Below are 20,596 nucleotides of genomic sequence, written 5' to 3' on the forward strand. Positions count from 1 at the left end.
CGGTGTGCGTACCCGCCGCCCGGGCGGGCACTGTCCGGGTGCAGCCGAACCGAGGAGATGCGCGTGACCGAGGGACAGCCCACCCGGATCGTCGTGGTCGGTGGCGGGTTCGCCGCCTTCTACGCGCTGCGGCACCTGCAGAGGCACCTGCCGCCGGGCCGGGTCGAGCTGGTGCTGGTCAGCCCGAACGACTACCTGCTCTACAGCCCGCTGCTGCCCGAGGTCGCCACCGGCGTGATCGAGGCCCGGCACATCGCCGTCTCGCTCCGGCGGGCGCTGCCGAGCGTGCGGCTGGTGCTCGGCCGGGTCACCTCCGTCGACCTCGGCGCCCGCACGGTGACCGTGCGCCCCTCGCTCGAGGACGCCGCCGACGAGCCCCGCACCGAGCGCTTCGACCAGCTGGTCCTGGTGCCCGGTTCGGTCACCCGCCGGTTCGACATCCCCGGCGTGGCCGAGCAGGCGCGTGGGCTGAAGACGCTGGTCGAGGCCGTCTACCTGCGCGACCACCTGCTGCACCAGCTCGACGTCGCCGACGCCGAGCCCGACACCCCCGAGGGCCGGGCGCGCCGCGCGGAGCTGCTGTCGGTGGTCGCCGTGGGCGCCGGCTACACCGGCACCGAGTTCGTCGCCCAGACCCAGCGCTGGCTGCGCACGATCGAGGGCCGCTGGGACCGCACCCGCGCCGAGGACGTGCGCTGGGTGCTGGTCGACGTGGCCGAGGCCGTGCTCCCCGAGCTCGGGCCCAAGCTCGGGAAGCTGGCCCTGGACCTGCTGCACGAGCGCGGGATCGACGTCCGGCTCGGGGTGTCGGTCGCCTCGGCCAGCGACCGCGCCGTGACGCTCACCGACGGGACGACGGTGCCCACCCGCACCCTGGTCTGGGGTGCCGGCATCGCGGCCAGCCCGCTGGTCGCCGGGCTCGGGCTGCCGCTGCGCAAGGGCCGGCTGGTGGTCGACCCCGAGCTGTCGGTGCCCGGCGTCCGCGGCGTCTGGGCCGCGGGCGACGCCGCCGCGGTGCCCGACCTCGCCGCCGGCCCGGGCGACGACGGACTGCCCGACACCCCGCCGACGGCGCAGCACGCGCAGCGGCAGGGGGTGGCGCTGGGTCGCAACATCGCCGCCTCGCTGGGGGTGGGCACCGCCCGGCCCTACCGGCACCGCGACCTCGGGCTGGTCGCCGACCTCGGCGGCTGGGACGCGGTGGCCAAGCCGCTGGGGATCCCGCTGAGTGGTCCGCTGGCCAAGGTCGTCACCCGCGGGTACCACCTGTACGCGCTGCCGGCGATGGCCAACCGGGTGCGGGTGGCCGCCGACTGGCTGTGGCAGACCGTGCTGCCGCCGGAGAGCACCCAGCTGTCGGTGGTCCGCACCGAGGACGCCCGGCTCGACGCCGCCCAGGCCACCGGCATCTACGGGACGCGGGAGCGCGCCTAGTCGCCCTTCTCGGTGATCTTGTAGGGGGTGCCGCTGCGGTCGTACGTCGTCCAGGTGCCGACGGTGCGGCCGTGGTCGAAGGTGCCCGACCGCATCAGGCTGCCGTCGAGCCGGAACCACTCCCACCAGCCGTGCGGCTGCCCGCCGACCACCAGCCCGCGGGCCCGCAGCGACCCGGTGGTGTGCCGCTCGACGTGCAGGCCGTCGGGCGGTGGGCCGGTGGGGTGCGGGGCGTCGGGCACGGCTCCTCCTGCGGGCGGGTGTCCGGATCGTAGGGCCGGGCAGGCGCCCTCGTGGTCACGCCCGCCCGGTGGCGGGCTAGCGTTCCCCCATGCCGCTGATCTTCCACTGGGGCGGGCCGCGCCACGGCCAGGTCGACGACGTCCCCGACGAGGCGGTCCTCTCCTCGGTCCTGGTCTACGACGGGCCGCAGTACCTGGGCGTGTACGAGCGGTCCACCCCGCCGCAGATGCACGACACCCCGAAGGGCCCGGCCGAGGTCTGGGTGGTGCGGGAGTAGCTCACTCCCCGCCCGTGGTCGCCAGGTGACCGGTCGAGGTCAGCTCGTCGGCGACGTCCCGCAGCTTGCGGTTGGTCAGCGACGACGTCCGGACGAGCAGGTCGAACGCCTGGACGGCGGTCAGCCGGTGCCGCTCCATCAGGATGCCCTTGGCCTGGCCGATGAGGTCGCGGTGGTCCATCCCGGCTCGCAGGTTCGACTCGTGCTCGGCCCCCGCCAGCGCCACCGCGGCGTGGGCGGCGAACAGCTGGCCGACGTCCTCGGACTCCGCGTCGAAGGCGCCCGCGCGGCGCGCGTAGAGGTTGAGAGCCCCGAGGGCGTCGCCCTCGACGAAGAGCTGGAAGCACAGCAGGCTGCCGACGCCGCGGGCCGCCGCCCCACGGGTGAACTGCGGCCAGCGTCCCTCGCCGGCCACGTCGGGCACCGAGACCACCCGGTGGTCCCAGATCGCGTCGAGGCACGGACCCTCGCCCAGCGTCCCCTGGAGGGCGTCGAGCTCCCGGGGCAGGTCGCTGGTCCAGGCGCGGGGCTGGACGTCGCGCCGGCGGACCACGTAGCTGATGCCGCACTCGTCGGCGCCGGGGACGGTGTCGACGGCGGCGCGGGTGATGCCCTGCAGCGTGCCCTCGACGTCCCCGTGCTCGTGCTGCAGCTCGCGGGCGACGCGGCTCAAGACGTCGCCGAGGCTCTCCCCGGTCTGGGCGCTGCCCGTCTCCTGCGCTCCGCTCGTCACGTGCCGAACCTACGCGCGCACGGGCCGGTGGCCGGTGCCCCCGGCGCCGTCCCCGGCGGACCGGTCGGCTCAGGGCGCGACGGCACCTCCGCCGGGTACCGGGCCCGCCGAGCCGGCCGGGTACTCCTGCAGCGGCACCTCGCCGGCTGCCCACGCCGCGAGGATCGGCTCGACGATCCGCCAGCTCTCCTCGGCCTCGACGTCGCTGATCGACAGGGTGCGCTCGCCGGTCAGCATCTCCTTCAGCAGCAGCCCGTAGGCCGACAGCGGCGCCGGCGGCAGCTCGATGTCCAGCGCGCGGCGGTCGAGCTCGAAGGGGTCGTCGGCGTCGTTGAGGTTGATCTCCAGGGAGATGTGGTCGGGGTCGAAGCTCATCCGCAGGACGTCCGGCTCCGGGGTCCCGCGGCCGAAGGCCAGGTGCGGCACCGGCTTGAACCAGATGGCGATCTCCTGCCGGCTGGAGCCCAGCGCCTTGCCGGTGCGGAGCCGGAACGGCACCCCGGCCCAGCGCCAGTTGTCGATGGTCACCGTGTACTCGGCGTAGGTCTCGGTCTCCCGCGCCGGGTCGACGCCGTCCTCGGTGACGTAGTCGGGCAGCTCGCGGCCCTCGACGGTGCCGGCGGTGTAGCGGGCCCGCACGGTGTCCCGGGCCATGTCGGCCGGGGGGCGCACCGCGCGCAGCACGTCGGCCTTGCGGGCGGACAGGCTGGCCCCGTCGATCGCGTGCGGTGGCTCCATGGCGATGAGCGCCAGCTGCTGGAGCAGGTGGTTCTGCAGCATGTCCCGCAGCGCGCCGGCGGTGTCGTAGTACTGGGCGCGGCCCTCCAGCGCCAGCGGCTCGTCGAAGACGATCTCGACCCGGTCGACGTGCTGGGCGTTCCAGATCGGCTCGAACAGCCGGTTGCCGAAACGGAGCCCCAGCAGGCTGAGCACGGTCTGCATGGCCAGGAAGTGGTCGACCCGGAAGGTGCGCTGCTCGGGGACCAGGCGGTGCAGGACGGCGTTGAGCGCGCGGGCGTCGGCCTCGTCCCGGCCGAAGGGCTTCTCCACCGCGATCGTCGTCCCCTCGGGCAGGTCGACCCCGGTGAGCGCCTCGAGGGTGGCCAGGAAGACGGTGTTGGGCAGCGCCAGGTAGACGACTGGCCGACCATCGACCCGGCCCAGCGCCTCGGTCAGGTCGGCCGGGGTGGTCACGTCGCCCTGGTGGTGGGCGAGCCGGGCGACCAGCCGCTCCCGGGTCTCCTCCGGGACGTGCCCGGCGTGCTCGGCCAGCCGGGCGCGTGCCCAGTCGCGGTAGTCGTCGTCGGACCAGTCCTGCTGGCTGACCGCGAGCAGGTCGACGCCGTCGCCGCCCCCGTCCCCGAACAGCTCGGCCAGGCCCGGCAGCAGCAGGCGCCCGGTCAGGTCACCGGTCCCGCCCAGCACCACGAAGGTCACGCGCACAGTTCGTCCCACCTCGTCCAGGAACCGGGTGCCCGAGGCTGAGGCGCGATCCGTGCACGGGCCTGCCCAGCGCGCGGCGTCCCCAACCCCCGTGCGCTCCGTTCACGGCCGGGGAGCTGCTGGTCCACGGGCACCCGCACCCGCCCGTCCCGACGGTCGGCGCTCGTCCTGCCGGTGATCGCGCTGCTGGCCGGCTGCTCCGCCGACGTCGAGCCCGCCGCGCCGGCGCCGTCCACCGCGGTCCCGTCCGCGTCGGCCGCGAGTTCCGCCGCGGCCGCCGCGACCCCGTCCGCCACCGGTGCGGCGGAGGCCCCGGCCTGCCCGGACGCCGCCGTCCTGGCCGCCGTCGCGCCGAGCCAGGGGCCGGGCGTGCAGCTGACCGACCCGGTGTGCTCGGGCAGCTGGGCGGTCATCGGCATCTCCGGGCCGACCGACGGGCCGGTCGTGCAGGTCTTCCGGTACGCCGGCGGCGCGTGGCAGCCGGCCGACCGGGCTGCCGTGTGCGAGGCCGGCGAGCTGCCGGCCGACCTCGAGCCGGGCGTCTGCCAGGCGGGCTGAACGGCTCAGTCGGCCAGGCAGGCCGTCAGGGCGCCCACCATCAGCGGGACGTCGCGGGCCGAGGCCAGCTCACGGCAGGAGTGCATCGCCAGCATCGGGGCGCCGATGTCGACGGTCGGGATGCCCAGCCGGGTCGCGGTCAGCGGGCCGATCGTGCTGCCCGAGGGCAGGTCGGCCCGGGTGACGAACCACTGCACCGGCACCCCGGCGTCCGCGGCCCGCTCGGCGAACCAGCCGCTGGAGGCCGCGTCGGTGGCGTAGGCCTGGTTGGCGTTGACCTTCAGCACCGGCCCCCCGCCCAGCTGCGGGCGGTGGTCGGGCTCGTGCCGGTCGGAGCGGGTCGGGTGCACCGCGTGCGCCATGTCCGCCGACACCAGCCGGGACCGGGCGATCGTGCGGGGCAGCGCCTGGACGTCGCCGGCGTCGGTCACCGCGACCAGTCGGCCGATCACGTCCTCGAGGAAGCTGCCGCGGGCGCCGGACATCGAGCCGCTGCCCACCTCCTCGTGGTCGTTGCACACCAGCAGCTGGGTGCGCCGGCCTGCCGGGGCGGCCAGCAGCGCGGTCAGCCCGGAGTGGCAGCAGGCCAGGTCGTCGAGGCGGGGCGCGGCGACCCAGGTGCCGTCGGCGCCGGTCCGCGCGGCGGGCTGGGTGTCGGCGAGCACCAGGTCGTGCCCGACGACGTCGAGCGGGTCGGCGCCGAGCTCGGCGGCGATCCCCTCCAGCAGGTCGGGCCAGTTCAGGTCGTTCGACCAGACCGGCACCAGCTCGCGCTGCGGGTCCAGGGTGAGGCCGTCGCGGACGCTGCGGTCGAGGTGGATCGCCAGCGACGGCAGCCGCAGCGGCGCCCCGGGCAGCCGGACGAGGGCCGTCGTCCCGCCCCGGAGCGCGACCCGGCCGGCCACGGTGAGCTCGCGGTCCAGCCAGGTGTGCCACAGCCCGCCGCCGTAGGGCTCGACGCCGACCAGCCGGTACCCGGCCTGCCGGACGTCGGAGTGCGGCCGGACCTTGAACGTGGGGGAGTCGGTGTGCGCCCCGACCAGCCGCAGCCCGGCCTCGGCCGAGGGGGCGCTGCCCACCCGGAAGGCGATCAGGCTGCCGTGCCGGACGACGAAGTGCTCCCCGCCCGGGGCCAGCGCCCACCGGTCGGCCTCGGCCAGCTCGGTGAACCCGGCGGCGCGCAGCCGGCGGGCGAGCTCGGCGACCGCGTGGAACGGCGACGGCGAGGCGTCGACGAAGGCCCGCAGGTCGTCGCCCAGGTCCAGGTGGGGGGAGGTCGGCATGTCGACCATCCAACCCGCCGAGGGGACGTTGTCCGCGTCTGGGCCCGCTCGTCGGCGCCTGGGCTCAAGGGAGACCCCGGTCACGCCGACAACGGCAGCACCACCTGCCCCAGTGGCACCCCGTGCTGTGAGAGAGGTACCCCATGCTGTCCCCGACCGCGCCGAGCCCGTCGACCGCCCTCCCGTCGATCCTCCTGGTCGACGACGAGCAGGCCATCCTCGACGGTCTGCGCCGGCAGCTGCGGAAGAAGTTCACCGTGCACACCGCGCTGAGCGGCGCCGAGGGCCTGGAGCTGCTGGCCACCGAACCGGTCACCGTCGTGGTGTCGGACATGCGCATGCCGGAGATGGACGGCGCCACGTTCCTGTCCCGGGTGCGGGCCCAGCACCCGGACGTGGTGCGGATCCTGCTCACCGGTCAGGCCGACACGCAGTCGGCGATCGCCGCGGTCAACGAGGGCAACATCTACCGCTTCCTGACCAAGCCCTGCCCGCCGGACGTCGTCCTGGACGAGCTCACCAGCGCGGTCGAGCTGAACCGGCTGGTCACGGCGGAGAAGGAGCTGCTGGCCACCACGCTGCGCCGGACCGTCGACGCGCTGGCCGCCACGCTGTCGCTGGCCCAGCCGGTGGCCTTCGCGCGGGCGCTGCGGGTCTCGACCACCGCCACCGAGGTGGCCGAGGCGCTGGCGCTCGACGAGCCGTGGGAGGTGCACATCACCGCGCAGCTGGCCCTGCTCGGGGCGGTGGCGCTGCCGGCGCAGGTGCACGCCAAGCTCGACGCCGGACGCCCGCTGGACGAGGACGAGCGGGCCATGGTCGACCGCGTCCCCCAGCTCAGTCGGGACCTCGTGACCACCATCCCCCGCCTGGAGGGCGTCGCCGAGGCGATCGGCTGGCAGACCGCCCGGTTCGACGGCGTCGGCTCACGCCTGGGTGTGCCCGTCGGCGAGCAGCTGCCGCTGGCGTCCCGGATCCTGAAGGTGGCCCTGGACTTCGACCGGGGCATGTCCCAGCAGCGGTCGGTGCAGCGCACCATCGCCACCCTGCGCTCCGACGCCGGGGCCTACGACCCTGCCGTGCTGGACGCGCTCTCCCGGGCCCACGACGACATCGGCAGCACCCTCACCCCGCGCGACGTGACGGTCGACGAGCTCGTCCCGGGCATGGTCGTGTTCGACGACGTCGTCACCGACACCGGCCTGCTGCTGGTCGGCCGCGGCATGGAGGTCACCTCCTCGCTGGTGCAGCGGCTGGAGAACTTCTCCGACCAGGGCCGGATCGGGACGACGGTGCGCGTGACGGGCGGGGCGCCGTCATGACCGCCCCGGCCCGGACGCTCACGGCCGCGGAGGTCGCCGACGCGCTCGCCCCGACGGGCCCCTACCGCGCCGTGTTCGACGCCTCCCTCGACGGCATCTACTCCTTCGACCTCGAGGGCCGGTGCCGGTACGTCAACCCGGCGGCCGAGCGGCTCTTCGGGTACCCGGCGGCGGAGCTCCTGGGGCAGAACATGCACGAGCTCCTGCACGCGACCCACGAGGACGGGAACCCCTACCCCTACCACGAGTGCCCGATGGGGGTCGCGATCGCGACCGCCGGCAGCGGCACGGCACCGACGAGCGCGGAGAGCGGCTTCTGGCGGGCGGACGGGACGTACCTGAACGCCGACTGGCGCATCCAGCAGGTGTTCGTCGACGGCGAGGTGGTCGGGGCCGTCGTCAAGTTCGCCGTCGTGGAGCCGGCGCCGTCCGAGGACGACCTCGGCCGGGCGCTGGCCGCCAACACCGACGGCTTCGTCGGTACGGAGGCCGACGGCACGGTCACCGCCTGGAACGCGGCGGCCGAGGAGGCCCTCGGCTGGACGGCGAAGGAGATGCTCGGGCGCTCCTTCCTGGACCTGCTGGTCGTCGACGGGACCCGTCCGGACCTGCGCGGACCCCTGGCCGAACTGGTGTCCCGGGACGGCGCGGACTTCCCCCTCGTGGTGAAGGACATGCGCGTCATGCGCCGGGACGGGACCGAGGCCGAGCTGGAGGCGTCCATCGCCCGCGTCCCGTGGGCCGGGGGATCGCGGTTCCACACGTTCCTGCGGGACGTCAGTGCGCTGCGGCGCGCGGAGTCCTCGCTGGCCCGCTCGGAGGCGATGTACCGGTTGCTGGTGGCGGCCAGCCGTGACGTGATCAGCCGGCACACGCCCTCGGGCGACATGTCCTTCGTGTCCCCGGCCGTCGAGGAGCTGTTCGGCTGGACCCCGGGCGACCTGATCGGGCGGAACCTGGCGCACCTCGTGCACCCGCAGGACATCGACGACCTCTTCGTCGAGGTGCTGGGCGGTGACGGCGGGAGCGGTGGGGAGTGGACCTTCCGGGTCCAGCACCGCGAGGGCCACTGGGTGTGGGTCGAGTCGACGTCCACGGTGATCCGCGACGACCGGGGCCGGGTGAGCGAGGTGCTGGTGTGCAGCCGGGACATCACCGCCCGCCGGGCGCGGGAGGCGGCGTCCCAGCAGGACTCCAAGCTGGAGTCCCTGGGTCGGCTGTCGGCCGGCCTGGCGCACGAGATCAACACCCCGATCCAGTACGTCGGGGACAACGCCCGGTTCCTGTCCGAGGCGTTCACGGACCTGATGGGGCTCGTGGCGCTGTACCGGCAGACGCTGACCGCCGAGACGGCGGTGCCCTGGTCGGAGCGGCTGCCCGCGATGCAGGCGGCGGAGCGGGACATGGAGATCGACTACCTGGAGAGCGAGGTGCCCAGCGCCATCACCCAGACGCTGGCCGGCATCGACCGGGTCGCCACGATCGTCCGCGCGATGAAGACCTTCAGCCACCCCGGGCACGACGAGCACGTGCCGGCCGACCTGAACGAGGCGCTGACCGCCACGGTCACGGTGACCCGGCACCAGGTCCACCAGGTCGCCGACCTGGAGCTGGACCTGGGGGAGCTGCCGCCGGTGCGGTGCAACATCGCTGAGCTCAACCAGGTGTTCCTGAACCTGATCGTCAACGCCGCCGATGCGATCGAGGAGACCGGACGGCACGGGCTCATCCGGGTGGCCACCAGGGTGGACGGCGCGGACGTGCTGATCTCGGTCAGCGACACCGGGGGCGGCATCCCCGAGCACATCCGGGCGAAGGTCTTCGACCCCTTCTTCACCACCAAGGAGGTCGGACGCGGCACCGGGCAGGGGCTGCCGCTGGCGCGCTCGGTCGTCACCGACGGACACGGCGGCACGCTGTCCCTGGACACCGAACCCGGCGTCGGCACAACGCTGACCATCCGGCTGCCGATCGCCGGCGCCGCGTCGTCCTCCGACGGGGGCCCGGACACGGAGGGCGGTGCGTGATGACGTCGCCAGAGAGCGGCCTGGCGCTGCTCCCGTTCGAGGAGGCCTCCGACCAGGTGGTCGACTTCCTCGCGCAGACCGTCCCGATGGCGTTCTGGTCCGTCACCCGGGTCGTCGACGGGCGGCAGGTGTACCTGTCCGTCCGGGACGACGCCTACGGCAAGGTCGCCGGGGACTCGGTGGCGTGGTCTGAGTCGATGTGCCAGCACATGGTCGCGGGCACGGCACCGGCGATCGCCCCGGACGCGATGGCGGTGCCGGAGTACGCCGGGACCACGGCCGCCCGGACGCTGACCATCGGCTCCTACGTCGGCGCGCCGATCCGGGCGGCGGACGGCACGCTGTTCGGGACCATCTGCGGCATCGACCCGGGGCGGCGTCCCGACGAGCTCCTCGCCCGTGCCCCGGGGCTGCGCCTGCTGGCCGACCTGCTCAGCCGGGTGCTGGAGGCCGCCAGCCTGCAGGCGCAGGCCGAGCGACGCACCCGGCACGTCCAGGAGGCCCAGGCGTCGCTGGCGCGGTCGGAGGCGATGTACCGGCTGCTGGTCGGGGCGACCCGCGACGCGATCAGCCGGCACGACGCCTCGGGCGCGCTGGCCTTCGTGTCGCCGGCGGCCCAGGCACTGTTCGGGTGGTCGCCGGAGACGGTGCTGGGCCGCAACTGGGCCGAGCTGGTCCACCCGGACGACCTGCCGGGCATCCGCGACCAGCTGGCCGCGGGGGACGGTGGCGAGTCGACGTTCCGCGTCCTGCACGGGGACGAGCACTGGGTGTGGGTCGAGGCCACCTGGACGGTGGTGCGCGACGACGACGGGCAGGTGCTCGACGTCCTCGTGTGCAGCCGGGACATCACGGCCCGCCGGGCCCGGGACGCGGCGTCCCAGCGCGAGTCGCTGGAGCGGTTGTCGGCGGGGCTGGCCCACGGGATCAACACCCCGATGCAGTACGTCGGGGACAACGCCCGGTTCCTGGCCGAGGCGTTCGAGGACCTGATGGGCCTGGTGGAGGTGTACCGGGAGACGCTGGAGGACCCGGCGACGGGCGGGAGCCCGGACCTGCTGCCGGCGATGCGCGCCGCGGAGCAGGACGTCGAGATCGGCTTCCTGCAGACCGAGGTGCCCAGCGCCGTCGCGCAGACGCTGGCCGGGATCGACCGGGTGGCCGCCGTCGTCCGGGCGATGCGGGTGTTCAGCCACCCCGGGCACGGGCAGCACGTGCCGACGGACCTGAACGAGGCGTTGAGCGCGGCGGTGACGGTGACCCAGCACCAGGTGGCCCAGGTGGCCGACGTGGAGCTGGAGCTCGGTGAGCTGCCGCCGGTGTGGTGCGACGTCGCCGAGCTGAACCAGGCCTTCGTCGCCCTGGTCGTCAACGCCGCGGACGCGGTCGAGGAGACCGGCCGGCGTGGGGTCGTCCGGGTGCGCACGGTCAGGGACGGGGCCGACGTGGTGGTCTCGGTCTCCGATGACGGCGTGGGCATCCCGGAGGAGGTCCGCTCGCGGGTCTTCGACCCCTTCTTCACCACCAAGGCCGTCGGCCGCGGCACCGGGCAGGGGCTGCCGCTGGCGCGCACGGTGGTGCAGGACGGGCACGGGGGGACGCTGTCGTTCCGGACCGAGCCGGGCGTGGGGACGACGATGACGGTGCGGCTGCCCATCGCCGGCGTGCGGTCCGCCGGACCGCGGGCGCTCGCAGGGGCCGGCGGCTGAACCGTCCCCTGCCCCGGTCGCCGTCGGGCGGCCGGGGCAGGGCACGCCACCCGCCAGGCATGCGGTGGGGGCCTGCGGGGAAGGAGGAGGGAACACTGCCGCGTCGTGGCGCACGGACCCGTGTCCTGGGTGCGCCGGACCGCTCCACGTCCCCCTCTCGACATCCCTGGAGAACCACCACGTGCTGACCGTCAACGCCCGTTCCACCGCCTCCTCCGGAGCGCCCTTCACGGCGACCACCATCGAGCGCCGCGACCTGGGCCCGCACGACGTGCTCATCGACGTCGCGTTCGCCGGCATCTGCCACTCCGACATCCACACCGCCCGCGGCGAGTGGGGCGAGACCCTCTTCCCGCTCACCCCCGGTCACGAGATCGCCGGCACCGTCTCCGCCGTCGGCTCCGAGGTCACGAAGTTCGCCGTCGGCGACCGCGCCGGCGTGGGCTGCATGGTCGACTCCTGCCGCGAGTGCGAGCACTGCCTGGCCGGCGAGGAGCAGTACTGCCTCAAGGGCTTCACCGACACCTACGGCGCCATCGGCAAGGACGGCCGGCCCACCGAGGGCGGCTACTCCGAGAAGATCGTCGTCGACGAGGAGTACACGCTGCACATCCCCGAGGGCATCGCCCTCGACGCCGCGGCCCCGCTGCTCTGCGCCGGGATCACGCTCTACTCCCCGCTGCGGCACTGGAACGCGGGCCCGGGCAAGCGGGTCGGCATCGTCGGCCTCGGCGGGCTCGGCCACGTCGGCGTCAAGATCGCCGCGGCCATGGGCGCGGAGGTCGTCGTGCTCAGCCAGTCGCTGAAGAAGCAGGAGGACGGGCTGCGCCTGGGCGCCAGCGCCTACTTCGCCACCAGCGACCCCGACACCTTCACCTCGCAGGCCAACACCTTCGACCTGATCATCTCCACGATCTCGGCGAACGTGGACATGGGCGACTACCTGGGCCTGCTCAAGCTGGACGGCGCGCTGGTCAACGTCGGTCTGCCCGAGCAGCCGCTGCAGGTGCCGGCGTTCCCGCTGCTCGGCGGCCGCCGCAGCCTGGCCGGCTCGATGATCGGCGGCATCCGCGAGACCCAGGAGATGCTGGACTTCTGCGCCGAGCACGGCGTGGGCTCCGAGATCGAGGTCATCTCCGCCGACCGGATCGACGAGGCCTACGAGCGGGTCGTGGCCAGCGACGTGCGCTACCGCTTCGTCATCGACATCGCGACGATGGCCTGATGAGCACAGCCACGATGGCCGGCTGACCCGACCGGCACGCGAGGGGGACGTCACCGGCCGGTGACGTCCCCCTCGTCACGTCCGGACGGGCGTTTGTGCTGGCCGGTGCGGGTAGGGCGGGGGCATGGCCGACGACGACATCGAGATCGACGCACAGGGCGAGAACTCCTACCTGGTGGTGCAGCCCAGCGAGCTGGAGGACGTCCGCACCTTCGTGACCGTCTCCCCCGAGGTGATGGACCGGCTGGGCAGCGACGACGAGGAGGACGTCGTGCGGCGCACCGTGCTGTTCCTGCGCAAGCACCAGGAGGTGGCCGACTTCCCCGAGGTCATCGACCTGGAGGACGTCATCGCCGGCTACGACGACTACCTCGAGTCGATGGAGACCGCCGACTGACCGGCGAGGTGGTGGAGCTGCCGTTCCACCACGACGTCGAGGTCGTCGGGCTGCTCGCCGCGCCGGTGCACCGCTACGACGGCCGCCCGGACGCCGGGACGGCGGCGCTGCCCGTGGAGTCGCAGGAGAGCATCGAGGTGCGGGCCGACCTCGGCGTCGTGGGCGACCGCTACTTCGCCCGGCCCGCCCACCGCGACGCCTCGGTGACCGTGCTCGCCGTCGAGTCGCTGGAGGAGCTGGCCACCGAGCTGGGCAGCGGACCGTGGGACCCGCTGGCGGCCCGGCGCAACGTCGTCCTGCGCGGCGCCGAGGTCGAGGCGCTGCGCGGTCAGTCGTTCAGCCTGGACTGCGGCGCGGGGGAGGTGCACCTGGACGGCGGGCGGCCGGCCAACCCGTGCGCGTGGATGGACCTGGTGCTCGGCCCCGGCGCGCACCGCGGGATGCGCGGCCGCGGCGGCGTGCGCTGCCGGCCCCGCACCGACGGCGTCCTGCGGCTGGGGCCGGCCGTGCTGCGCTCCGCCGTCCCGCTGGACGCCGCCCGCGCCGGTGCGGCCGTGCGGCCGGCGGCCCGCCGCCCCGCATAGGGTCCCCGCGTGTCCGAGGTGAGCCAGGTCGACCGTCGCGTCGTGCGCAAGGCCGCCCGCCGGCTGCTGCCGCTGCTGGTGCTGCTCTACCTGGTCAACTACCTGGACCGGGTCAACGTCGGCTTCGCCGCGCTGAACATGAACGCCGACCTCGGGCTGAGCTCGGCGGCCTACGGGCTGGGCGCGGGGCTGTTCTTCATCGGCTACTTCGTGTTCGAGGTGCCCAGCAACATCGTGCTGCACCGGGTCGGGGCCCGGCTGTGGATCGCCCGGATCATGGTCACCTGGGGCCTGGTCGCCTCGGCCACGGCGTTCGTGCAGGGCGAGCTCAGCTTCTACGTCGTGCGGGTGCTGCTGGGCATCGCGGAGGCCGGCTTCTTCCCGGGCGTGCTGCTGTACCTCACCTACTGGTTCCCGCGGCCCGAGCGCGCCCGCATCGTCGCGCTCACCTTCCTGGCGGTGCCGCTGTCGTCGGTGATCGGCAGCCCGCTGTCCACGCTGCTCATCCAGCACGGCGAGGGGCTGCTGGGCTTCGACGCGGGCTGGCGGTTCATGTTCTTCGTCGAGGGGCTGCCCGCCGTCGTCCTCGGCGTGGTCGTGCTGTTCCTGCTCCCCGACCGGCCCACGAGGGCGCGCTGGCTGACCCCCGCCGAGGGGGCCGCGCTGGAGGCGCACCTGGCCGCCGAGGACGCCGAGGCGGTGGGCCGCGAGGTGCCCACCCGGCAGGCGCTCACCGACCCGCGGGTGCTCGCGCTGAGCGGCGTCTACTTCGGCATCGTCTTCGGCCTCTACGTGCTGGCCTTCTTCCTGCCGCAGGTGATCCGCGGCTTCCAGGAGCAGTTCGGGACGACGTTCTCGCTGCTGCAGGTCGGGCTGGTCACCGCCGTCCCCTACGCGTTCGCCGCCGTCGCGATGGTGCTGTGGGCCCGGCACTCCGACCGGACCGGCGAGCGGGAGGGGCACGTCGCGGTCGCGGTGTTCGTGGGCGCCGCCGGGATCGCCGCCGCGCTGTACATGGACTCACCGCTGGCGGTGATGGCCTGCATCACCGTCTGCGCGGTCGGCATCTACGCCGCGATCCCGGTGTTCTGGACCCTGCCCACCCGGCTGCTCACCGGGGTCGGCGCCGCCGCCGGCATCGCGCTGGTCAACTCCTTCGGCAACCTCGCCGGGTTCGCCGCCCCGTACGTGACCGGCTGGCTGGAGGACCTGACCGGCAGCTTCCGCACCGGGATGTGGGTGGTCGCGGTGCTGATGGTGGTCGCCGGGCTGATCGCGCTGCGCTCCCGGCCCGCCCGGCCCTGACGACCACCGACCCCGACCACCAGGAGTGCCCGTGCCCACGCTGACCGCCCTCGCCGGTACCGCCACCGCTGCCTTCTCCGCCGCCGTGCTGGTGGCACCTGCCGCGCTGCTGGTGCCCTGCGGGCTCGACGTCACCGCCTCCAGCCGCGCGCTGGTGCGGATGGTCTGCGCCCGCGACGTCGTCCTCGGGGTGGCGCTGGCGACGGCGCCGGCCGGGCGGCTGCGCCGGCGCGCGGTCGCCGGGCGGGTGGCCGCCGACCTCACCGACGCCGCGGCGCTCGCCGTCGCCCTGGCGGGGGAGCGGCGGCGCGGACTGGTCAGCGCCTCGGCCGCCGTCTGGGGGCTGGTCTGCCTGACCGCGGGCGTGCTGGACGAGCGCGCCGGCCGCTGACCGCTGCAGGCCCCGGGTGCGGACCACGACGACGGCCGGGAGCGTGCCGCGCCGTCCGTGACCCCGTCGTCGTGGGTCGTCCACCTGCACGTGTGCACCCGACACGCCCGAGTGAGCACGGTGGACGCGGAGTGTGGGCTTGTGCGCATGCTGTGCGCGCCGGGACGCGAGGAGCGCGTCGCCGGTCCCACGGACGGAGAACCATGCGCATCGAACACCGGCTCGGCACCCGACTCGCCGGCGGGCTCACCGCCGGCCTCGCGGCCCTGCTGCTCGCCGGCTGCGGCGGCTCGGACGAGGCGCCGGCGGCCGCCGCGACGTCCTCGGCCGCCAGCTCGGCCCCCAGCTCGTCGGCCGCCCCCAGCAGCGAGTCGCGCACCGGCAGCGAGGTCGCCGCCGCGGCGGCCGACGCGCTGGAGCAGGCCGGCTCGGCGCACGCGTCGGGCACCGTCGGCACCGGCGCCGAGGCGCAGAGCCTGGACCTGCAGCTGCAGGGCGAGGACGTGTCGGGGAGCATCACCATCGGTGACCAGACGGTCCAGGTGCTCTCCGTGGGTGGGGTCAGCTACCTCCAGGCCGGCGCCGACTTCTGGACCTCCTCCGGCGCCCCCGCCGAGGCCGTCGCCATGCTGGACGGCCGGTGGGTCGTCGTGCCCGCCGAGCAGGCCGCGGACTTCGCCGAGGTGACCCTGGCCGGTCTCGCCGAGGAGCTCCGCAACCCCAGCGACGGTGCCTACCAGGACGAGGTGCGGACCGAGCAGCTCGACGGTCAGGACGTGCTGGTCGTGACGCAGGAGGGCGGCAACGAGGTGTACGTGGCCGCCGGGGACCCGCAGTACCCGCTCAGGACCACGACCACCGGCGCGGACGCCGAGTCGGTGACCATCGACGGGTTCGGCGAGACGGTCGAGATCGTCGCACCGACCGACGCGCTGGACCTCAGCGACCTCGGCGCCTGACCAGACCTCCCGCACGCGCCCCGGTGCCGGGGCGCGTGCGGGACGGGCACGGAAGCGGAGCGGGCTCTCCGCTTGGTGTTACGGTGGCCCGGTGAACCGGAGCAGCTCGTCCACGTCCGCCGTGACCCGCCCGAGCAGCCGGGCTGCCCGCTGATGCCCACCGTCCTGCTGGCCGGCGCCAGCGGCGACCTGGGCGAGCGCATCGCGACGGCGCTGGTCACCCGCGGCGCCACCGTGCGCGCCCTGACCAGGCCCGGGGCGTCGGTGGCCAAGACCGCGCACCTGGAGTCCCTCGGCCTGCAGGTGGTGGCCGCCGACTACACCGACGCCGCCGCGCTGCAGGCCGCCGCGACCGGCGCCGACGTCGTCGTCTCCGCCCTCAGCGGGCTGCGGCCGGTCGTCCTCGACGCCCAGACCCAGCTGCTCACCGCCGCCGTCTCCGCCGGCGTCCCGCGGTTCGTCCCGTCGGACTACTCCGCCGACTACCGGCGGCTGCCGGCCGGCACCAACCGCAACCTCGAGCTGCGCCGGGAGTTCATGACCCGCCTGGACGCCGCGCCGCTGCAGGCGACGTCGGTGCTGGTGGGCGCCTTCGCCGACATGCTCACCGGCCAGGCCCCGCTGGTGCTCTTCGGCCGCGGCCGGGTCCTCTACTGGCACGACGCCGACCAGCCGCTGGACTTCACCACCAAGGACGACGCCGCCGCGTTCACCGCCGACGTCGCGCTGGACCCCACCACGCCGCGCTTCCTGGAGGTGGCCGGCAGCACGGTGTCCTCCCGCGACCTCGCTCACACGATGACCGAGCTGACCGGCGAGACGTACAGGCCGCAGTACGCCGGCGGCATCGGCTTCCTGCGCACGATGGCCCGGATCGGCAAGCTGGCCTCCCGCGACCGCGAGGCCCTCTACCCGGCCTGGCAGGGCATGCAGTACTTCGACAGCATGTTCAGCGGCGACGGCACGCTCCAGTCCGTCGACAACGACCGGTACGGCGTCCGGCACTGGACGTCGGCGGCCGAGGTCCTCGCGGCCCGCTGACCCCCCGGGAGCACGACGTGGACGACCAGGGCCCCACCCGGTTGCGGCGGGACGCCGAGCGCAACCGGCAGCGGGTCCTCACCGCTGCCCGGCGGCTGTTCTCCGAGACCGGCCTGGCGGTGAGCCACGACGAGGTGGCCCGGGCCGCCGGGGTCGGGGTGGGCACCGTCTACCGGCGGTTCCCGCGCAAGGAGGACCTGCTGCTCGCCCTCTTCGAGGACCAGGTGGAGCAGGTCGTCCAGCTGGCCGAGACCGCGGGCGCCCGGGCCGACCCGTGGCGGGGGCTGACCACCTTCCTGGAGGCGATGCTGCAGATGCAGGCCGAGGACCGCGGGCTGCACGAGTACCTGCTCGGTCCGCAGGCCGCCTCGCTGGCCGTGCGGGCGACCGAGCGGATCAGCCCGGTGGTCGGTGACCTGCTGTCCCGCGCCAAGGAGCTGGGCCAGGTGCGCGCCGACGTCGAGGTGGCCGACGTCGCCCTCGTGCCCGTCCTGGTCGGCGCGGTGCTGGACCGCGCCCGCGGGGTCGCCCCCGACCAGTGGCGCCGGGTGCTGGCCCTGGTGATGGACGGCTTCCGCCCCGGCGCCGACGGGTCGCTGCCCGGGCAGCCGCTGGACCCCGGACAGCTCGAGCAGGTCTTCACCCACTGGAAGGGCCGGCCGGCGTGACCGTGGTCGTGGTCGGCGCTGGTCCGGTCGGGGTGACCGCGGCGCTGCTGCTGGCCCGCCGGGGCGTCGACGTCCTGGTGCTGGACCGGCACGAGGAGCCCTGGCCCGAGCCGCGCGCCGTGCACCTGGACGACGAGGCGCTGCGGGTGCTGCAGGCCGCCGGGGTGGCCGAGGCGTTCACCGCGGTCAGCCGGCCGATGGCCGGGCTGCGGCTGCTGGACGGCGACCACCGCACGCTCGCCGAGTTCGGCCGCGGGGCCGGGGAGCACGGCTGGCCGCAGGCGTCGATGTTCAGCCAGCCCGACCTGGAGGCGGTGCTGCGCACGGCGCTGGCCGCCGAGCCCCGCGCCCGGCTGCGCGGCGGGGTCGAGCTGGTGCACCTGGCCCAGCACGCCGGACCGGTCCGGCTCACCGTGGCCGACCGGGTCACCTGTGCCGAGGAGGTGCTGGTCGCCGACGCCGTGCTGGGCTGCGACGGGGCCAACAGCACGGTGCGGCGGCTGATCGGGTCGTGGATGCGCGACCTCGGACCGTCCGAGCGCTGGCTGGTGGTCGACCTGGTCGCCGATGCGCCCTTGGACGTCTGGCCCGGCGTGCACCAGGTCTGCGACCCGGTCCGGCCGGCCACCTTCATGCCCGTCGCCGGTGACCGCTACCGGGCGGAGTTCCGGCTGGCCGCGGGGGAGACCCCGGCCGACCTCGACCTGCCCGCGCTGCTGGCGCGCTTCGGTGCGGCCGGCTGCACCGTGCTGCGCGCCGCCGAGTACACCTTCGCCGCCCGGGTGGCCGACCGCTGGCGCAGCGGCCGGGTGCTGCTGTGCGGGGACGCCGCCCACCTCACCCCGCCGTTCATCGGGCAGGGGCTGGGCCTGGGGCTGCGCGACGTCCACCAGCTGACCTGGAAGCTCGCCGAGGTGCTGGGCGGCGCCGACGACGCCCTGCTGGACACCCACCAGGCCGAGCGCGCCCCGCACGCCACCGCGATGATCCGGCTCGCCGTGCTGCTGGGCCGGCTGATGACCGGCGGGGGCGCGCGGGCGAGCTGGGTGCGCCGGACCGTGCTGGCCGGGGTGCGCCGGGTGCCGCGGCTGGCCGCGTTCGCCTCCTCCAGCCGCACCCCACCGCTGCGCCCCGGCCCGCTGGTGCGCCGTCGGCGGGTGGCGCCCGGGTCGCCGGTCGGCGGGCTGCTGCCCCAGCCGCCGGTCGCCGGTGGACGACGGCTGGACGACCTGCTGGGCCCGGGCTGGGCGGTGCTCACCGCCGGCGGGCCGGTGCCCCCGAGCTGGTCCGGACGGGTGCTCCCGGTGGCGGAGTTGGGGTCGCCGGAGCTGGTCCGCTGGCTCGGGCGCCGGTCGGTGCTGGTGCGCCCGGACCGGGTCGTGGCCGCCGTCGCCTGAGGGCCGCCCGCGCTCAGGCGACGGCGTGCCCCGTGGCGGTGGCGAGGACGGCCCCGGCGTCGGTGCACCGGTCCCCGGCCCACGCGACGAACTGGTCGGGGCGCACCAGCACGAGGTCCGCGCCGTAGGAGTCCCGCACGTCCCCGGGGACGTCGACGACCCGCAGCGGGACCCCGGCCCGTGCGGCGGCGGTGACCAGGTCGTCCCCGCCGGCCCCGGCACGCAGCAGCACGAACCCCTCCCCGGTCAGCCGGTCGAACAGGTCGGCGTCGGTCCCCTCGGGCTGCGCGGCGAGGTGGTGCCCGGGGCGGGCCCGCGTCTCGTGCCGGCCGCGGGCGCCGGGGTGCCCCCCGCCGGGCCCGGCCGTGATCGGGGAGCCCTCGTAGTGCGGCTCGAAGGTCGCCACCTCGGCCGCGGCGGCCGCCGCCCGCTGGTCCCACGCCGCCTCGAAGGCCGCCCGGTCGACGTCGGGGTCGAACGTGGCGAGGAAGTCCCGGTCGACCTGGATGGAGCGGGCGATGAAGTCGTCCCGGGTGGAGGCGAACACGGCCCGCCGCTCCGCGTCGTAGGAGTCCAGCAGGTGCGGCCCGCCCCAGCCCGCCAGGGTGGCCGCCAGTTTCCAGGACAGGTTCGCGGCGTCCTCGAACCCGGTGTTGATGCCGTAGCCGCCGTAGGGCGGGTGGCTGTGCGCGGCGTCGCCGGCGATGAGCAGCCGGCCCTCCCGGTACCGGTCGGCGAGGGCGAACCGCATGTCCCAGAAGCCGACGTGCTCGACCTCGACGTCGAACTCCGCTCCGACCGCCCGCCACAGCAGTGGCCGGAAGTCCGCCGACCGGTCGGCGGCCTGGGAGGCCACCGGGGCGTGGAAGAACCACGTGCCCTGGGCGTCGACGCGGCCGAGGAACTGCCAGTAGCCCTGCAGGTCCGGGTGCAGCACGTTGAAGAACGACGTGCCCGGGTGCCGCTCGACCAGCTCGTCGAGCCGGGTCGAGCGGAACACCAGCAGGACCATCAGCTGCTCGTGGTCGGTCCCGGCCTGGGTGATGCCGGCTGCCTCCCGGACCACGGACCGGCTGCCGTCGCAGCCGACCGCGTGCTCGGCCGCCACCTCCAGCAGCTCCCCGGCGTCGTCGCGGGCGCGCACCAGCACCCCGCCCTCGTGCTGGCCCACCTCCTCCACCCGCCAGCCGTGGTGGACCGAGACGGTGGGCAGCTCCGCCACCCGCTCACGCAGCACCCGCTCGGTGGCGTACTGCGGCAGCCGCTCGTTCTCGGTGGCGTAGAACCGGCGGACGGCGCTGCGGCGCAGCCACTCGTGGGTGTGCTCCCCGAGCAGCGTGCCGTAGGCGGTCAGCCCCCGGGCACCGTGCTCCAGCGGGACGGTGCGGGCGGCCCGGATGCGCTCCTCCACGCCCCAGGCGCGCATGTGCTCCATGGTCCGCTGGGTCAGGTTCTGGCCCTTGGGCACCGGCTGCGGGTCGGCCCGCCGCTCCAGGACGACGCAGCGGACGCCCAGCCGGCCCAGCCCGATGGCCAGCCCCGTGCCGACCGGGCCGCCGCCGACGACGACGACCTGGCCGGCCTCCGACCGGCCGGTCAC

At 75.0% G+C, this 20,596-nt stretch carries 20 protein-coding genes; 15 read left to right on the forward strand and 5 right to left on the reverse strand.

Going from position 1 to position 20,596, the window contains the following annotated elements:
* The first annotated feature begins 63 nt into the window (after window positions 1–63).
* The gene (locus O2W14_RS01670) at window positions 64–1,434 is read left to right on the forward strand and encodes an NAD(P)/FAD-dependent oxidoreductase (RefSeq protein WP_269174351.1); all 1,371 of its coding nucleotides are present in this window, start codon (window positions 64–66) and stop codon (window positions 1,432–1,434) included.
* On the opposite strand, the gene O2W14_RS01675 is transcribed toward O2W14_RS01670, so the two are convergent.
* Entirely contained in the window at window positions 1,431–1,676 is a 246-nt protein-coding gene (locus O2W14_RS01675) for a toxin-antitoxin system YwqK family antitoxin (protein ID WP_269174352.1), read from the reverse strand. The two genes, O2W14_RS01670 and O2W14_RS01675, sit on opposite strands and share 4 nt — an antisense overlap.
* Before the next feature lie 89 nt (window positions 1,677–1,765).
* Here O2W14_RS01675 and O2W14_RS01680 point away from each other — a divergent pair, with 89 nt between their 5' ends.
* Window positions 1,766–1,954 carry a hypothetical protein gene (locus tag O2W14_RS01680; protein ID WP_269174353.1) on the forward strand — a complete coding sequence of 63 codons (189 nt, stop codon included), beginning with the start codon at window positions 1,766–1,768 and terminating at the stop codon, window positions 1,952–1,954.
* Window position 1,955: 1 nt separating this feature from the next.
* On the opposite strand, the gene O2W14_RS01685 is transcribed toward O2W14_RS01680, so the two are convergent.
* Together O2W14_RS01685 and O2W14_RS01690 are read right to left on the reverse strand one after the other, a co-directional pair.
* A complete protein-coding gene (locus tag O2W14_RS01685) occupies window positions 1,956–2,687 on the reverse strand; it encodes a GAF and ANTAR domain-containing protein (protein ID WP_269174354.1) in 732 nt (243 codons plus the stop codon).
* Window positions 2,688–2,756: 69 nt separating this feature from the next.
* Window positions 2,757–4,124, reverse strand: coding sequence for a glucose-6-phosphate dehydrogenase (locus tag O2W14_RS01690; protein WP_269174355.1), 1,368 nt, complete (start codon window positions 4,122–4,124; stop codon window positions 2,757–2,759).
* 180 nt (window positions 4,125–4,304) lie between these two features.
* On the opposite strand from O2W14_RS01690, the gene O2W14_RS01695 reads away from it, so the two are divergent.
* The gene (locus O2W14_RS01695) at window positions 4,305–4,688 is read left to right on the forward strand and encodes a hypothetical protein (RefSeq protein WP_269174356.1); all 384 of its coding nucleotides are present in this window, start codon (window positions 4,305–4,307) and stop codon (window positions 4,686–4,688) included.
* A 5-nt stretch (window positions 4,689–4,693) separates the two neighbouring features.
* Here the strand turns inward: O2W14_RS01695 and O2W14_RS01700 are convergent, their stop codons facing one another.
* Complete coding sequence (locus O2W14_RS01700) at window positions 4,694–5,971, reverse strand: M18 family aminopeptidase (RefSeq protein WP_269174357.1); 1,278 nt, start codon at window positions 5,969–5,971, stop codon at window positions 4,694–4,696.
* A gap of 143 nt (window positions 5,972–6,114) precedes the next feature.
* On the opposite strand from O2W14_RS01700, the gene O2W14_RS01705 reads away from it, so the two are divergent.
* The 12 genes from O2W14_RS01705 to O2W14_RS01760 all read left to right on the forward strand — a co-directional run bounded on the left by O2W14_RS01705 (window position 6,115) and on the right by O2W14_RS01760 (window position 18,996).
* Complete coding sequence (locus O2W14_RS01705; RefSeq protein WP_269174358.1) at window positions 6,115–7,293, forward strand: HD domain-containing phosphohydrolase; 1,179 nt, start codon at window positions 6,115–6,117, stop codon at window positions 7,291–7,293.
* Complete coding sequence (locus O2W14_RS01710) at window positions 7,290–9,320, forward strand: PAS domain-containing sensor histidine kinase (RefSeq protein ID WP_269174359.1); 2,031 nt, start codon at window positions 7,290–7,292, stop codon at window positions 9,318–9,320. The genes O2W14_RS01705 and O2W14_RS01710 overlap by 4 nt, the downstream gene beginning before the upstream one ends.
* Window positions 9,320–11,029: an ATP-binding protein gene (locus O2W14_RS01715; protein WP_269174360.1), complete on the forward strand. Its 1,710-nt coding sequence runs from the start codon at window positions 9,320–9,322 to the stop codon at window positions 11,027–11,029. Before O2W14_RS01710 ends, O2W14_RS01715 begins: the two co-directional genes overlap by 1 nt.
* 181 nt (window positions 11,030–11,210) lie before the next feature.
* Window positions 11,211–12,254 (forward strand): NAD(P)-dependent alcohol dehydrogenase, encoded by a 1,044-nt coding sequence (locus O2W14_RS01720; protein WP_269174361.1) that lies wholly within the window; start codon window positions 11,211–11,213, stop codon window positions 12,252–12,254.
* A gap of 124 nt (window positions 12,255–12,378) precedes the next feature.
* On the forward strand, window positions 12,379–12,651 hold the full coding sequence (locus tag O2W14_RS01725; protein ID WP_269174362.1) for a hypothetical protein: 273 nt from the start codon (window positions 12,379–12,381) through the stop codon (window positions 12,649–12,651).
* A gap of 11 nt (window positions 12,652–12,662) precedes the next feature.
* A complete protein-coding gene (locus tag O2W14_RS01730) occupies window positions 12,663–13,235 on the forward strand; it encodes an MOSC domain-containing protein (RefSeq protein ID WP_269174363.1) in 573 nt (190 codons plus the stop codon).
* A 9-nt stretch (window positions 13,236–13,244) separates the two neighbouring features.
* Window positions 13,245–14,540, forward strand: a complete 1,296-nt coding sequence (locus tag O2W14_RS01735; protein ID WP_269174364.1) for an MFS transporter — start codon at window positions 13,245–13,247, stop codon at window positions 14,538–14,540.
* Between the two features lie 31 nt (window positions 14,541–14,571).
* Window positions 14,572–14,931, forward strand: coding sequence for a hypothetical protein (locus O2W14_RS01740; RefSeq protein ID WP_269174365.1), 360 nt, complete (start codon window positions 14,572–14,574; stop codon window positions 14,929–14,931).
* 203 nt (window positions 14,932–15,134) lie between these two features.
* Window positions 15,135–15,890 (forward strand): hypothetical protein, encoded by a 756-nt coding sequence (locus tag O2W14_RS01745; RefSeq protein ID WP_269174366.1) that lies wholly within the window; start codon window positions 15,135–15,137, stop codon window positions 15,888–15,890.
* A 153-nt stretch (window positions 15,891–16,043) separates the two neighbouring features.
* Window positions 16,044–16,931: an NmrA family NAD(P)-binding protein gene (locus O2W14_RS01750; RefSeq protein ID WP_269174367.1), complete on the forward strand. Its 888-nt coding sequence runs from the start codon at window positions 16,044–16,046 to the stop codon at window positions 16,929–16,931.
* Between the two features lie 17 nt (window positions 16,932–16,948).
* Window positions 16,949–17,599 (forward strand): TetR/AcrR family transcriptional regulator, encoded by a 651-nt coding sequence (locus O2W14_RS01755; protein WP_269174368.1) that lies wholly within the window; start codon window positions 16,949–16,951, stop codon window positions 17,597–17,599.
* On the forward strand, window positions 17,596–18,996 hold the full coding sequence (locus O2W14_RS01760; RefSeq protein ID WP_269174369.1) for a bifunctional 3-(3-hydroxy-phenyl)propionate/3-hydroxycinnamic acid hydroxylase: 1,401 nt from the start codon (window positions 17,596–17,598) through the stop codon (window positions 18,994–18,996). The genes O2W14_RS01755 and O2W14_RS01760 overlap by 4 nt, the downstream gene beginning before the upstream one ends.
* A gap of 13 nt (window positions 18,997–19,009) precedes the next feature.
* On the opposite strand, the gene O2W14_RS01765 is transcribed toward O2W14_RS01760, so the two are convergent.
* Window positions 19,010–20,596 (reverse strand): FAD-dependent monooxygenase, encoded by a 1,587-nt coding sequence (locus O2W14_RS01765; RefSeq protein WP_269174370.1) that lies wholly within the window; start codon window positions 20,594–20,596, stop codon window positions 19,010–19,012.

Source organism: Modestobacter sp. VKM Ac-2986 (assembly GCF_026967795.1).
Classification (GTDB): Bacteria; Actinomycetota; Actinomycetes; order Mycobacteriales; family Geodermatophilaceae; genus Modestobacter.